Here is a 2,381-nt window from a genome sequence, read left to right on the forward strand (position 1 = left end):
AACGTAAAAGTGTTTTATCCTTTCGTTTGATAAAATTAACAAAACATTATTAAGAGAGTTGAATTTTCTTCGCAGAATAATTCCAAATAAAGGATAAAACATGGTTGGACAATGCCGTCGGCCTATGGGCATTTATAGGATTTGCTTTGTATCTTGCTGTAGCAACTGACTCTTACGAAGGTTAAAACCAGATGATATACAATGCCTTATTATTAGAATGCCTTGAGATAAGTGCATAACTTTACCGTTTAGCAAACAGCTGTTGATTTTAAAATTCAGCATACAAAGAACATTATTTTCTGTTTATAACATCATGTATCCGGATCAGGCAGTGATCTACATAAAATACGTCCATTCTTACATTTGGGACATCTACTCATATCCTTGCCCGTAATTAAATCATATACCTCTATGGTTGGCAAACCTTCAAAACGAGGGATGAATACACAGTTCTTTAATAGAGCATTAACCTCTGGCATTTTGCTTTGAGAGTTTGCAGATGAAAGTATGCCGTAATACCTGATCTTGTAAAAATTGTGTGGCAATATGTGTAGCATGAACCTTCGAATGAATTCCAACGCCTCAAGCTTCATAACCTTGTGAATGCCCGTTTTTCTGTTCTTATATCGAAAAAACACCTTGTCTTTCTCAATTGCAGTGATTCGACTATTGTTAATGGCTACCCTGTTGGTGTATCTGCCCAAATATTCAATCACAGAGTCAATGCCAGCCATGGGCTTTTTGATATTGACATTCCAATCACTCTTGTAAAGCTGTTGTTTGACCTGCTTCCAATCAAAACCATTAGGAAGGTTTAGCGCAGACTGTTCCAATGCAAGCCCTATTCTTTCACACAAGATTCCCCGAAACAATCGACTGATTACCTTTTTAGGTGCAAAAAAATCTTTACGTGAAGGAATCCATTCCATTTGATCTTCCGATAATCCTCCCGCAGGAATGATCATGTGAATGTGAGGATGCTGTCCCAAAGTTTGTGTCCAGGTATGCAGTACGGCAACAGCACCAGTTTGTGCTCCTAAAAAACGGGGATTACTTGCAGCCTTGCTCACAGCTTGCCATGCGGACTGGAATAGGGCATTGTACAAGATGTTTTGATTCAAATAGAAAAGTTTATTCAATCGGTGGGGAATGGTCAAAACCAAATGAAAATGTTTACATGCAGGAAGTTTTGCACGTAGTTTATCCACCCATCTAACCTGTTTGATAAACTGGCACTTGGGACAATGCTTGTTGCGACAGGAATTATAGGCCTGATTGCTGTAATCGCAAGAGTTACAGAAGTTGGTGTGTCCTCCAAGTTCACTGGTTCTGCACTTGCAAATGTCACGATAAGCTTTTTCCTGCTGCTCCAACAAGTGATAACTGCGATAAAAAATATCTCTATACTCCCTTAAAATATCTGCCAGATCGTACCTGCTTCGTTTATTTTCCATTCTGGGTATCCTTATCCGTGTTCAAAAGATCTGGTACATTGGCAGAACTCATATCGGCCACATGAAGGTAAACAGAAGTGGTTTTCATGGTATTGTGTCCCAAAAGCAGCTGCAAGCGTTTCAGGTTTAATCCTTTTTCAAGCATGTGGGTTGCAAAACTATGGCGAAGAAGATGTGGAGTTACTTTCCTGGTAATGCAGGCACGTTTGGCTGCTTTGTAAAGAATGTTGCGAAAAGAACTGGCTGAATAGGGAACTCCTGGTTTGTATCCTTCAAACAGGAACTTGGCAGGACGATACTTCTTGTAATACTCCCTAAGAATCCCAAGTGTTGAATTGTGAATGGGAATTTGTCTCTGTTTATGGCCTTTTCCCTGACTTACCAAAATCATATTTCTGGCTGAATCAATGTCCTTTAACTGAAGATGCAATATTTCATTTCTTCTCATGCCTGTAGCATAGGCCAATGAGAGCAAGGCGTAGTGCTTTAGATTGGAAACTGTGTCCAAAAGACTCAGTATTTGAGCTTGAGAAAGAACTCGTGGAATTTTCTTTTCTATTCTGGGACGTTTTACCTGGAAGGCCTTCCAGTTGCGATGCAAAATATCGCATTGCAAAATCCTCCAGGCTCCTATGGCCTGATTTATTGTGGCATTGGAAATTTTGTCCTCATTGATTCTGTGGGTAAGATAGTCTTTAAATTGTTCCAGACTTATATGCTCAGGGGATAGCTGGTAATACTGAGAAACTTGTATAAGACTGGATACATAGCTTCCAATCGTTCGTGGACTGTAGTTGCGAATTTGCATCTCCGCAATCATACGTTCTCTAAGGCTTTTTTTTCATGACTTAATATTTTAATGAATAAATACTTAAGCAAGTTACAACCTTATTTGTAAGCTACCGCTGTAGGCGGTTTTTGTTCAAC

General features: G+C 39.4%; 2 protein-coding genes. Both read right to left on the bottom strand.

The annotated features are described in order from the left end of the window. Nucleotides 1-311: 311 nt before the first annotated feature. Nucleotides 312-1,454 carry an IS91 family transposase gene (locus BXY64_RS00005; protein ID WP_120237960.1) on the bottom strand — a complete coding sequence of 381 codons (1,143 nt, stop codon included), beginning with the start codon at nucleotides 1,452-1,454 and terminating at the stop codon, nucleotides 312-314. Further along, nucleotides 1,444-2,274, bottom strand: coding sequence for a tyrosine-type recombinase/integrase (locus BXY64_RS00010; RefSeq protein ID WP_120237961.1), 831 nt, complete (start codon nucleotides 2,272-2,274; stop codon nucleotides 1,444-1,446). Before BXY64_RS00010 ends, BXY64_RS00005 begins: the two co-directional genes overlap by 11 nt. Nucleotides 2,275-2,381 lie beyond the last annotated feature (107 nt).

This window comes from Marinifilum flexuosum (assembly GCF_003610555.1).
GTDB classification, from domain to species: domain Bacteria; phylum Bacteroidota; class Bacteroidia; order Bacteroidales; family Marinifilaceae; genus Marinifilum; species Marinifilum flexuosum.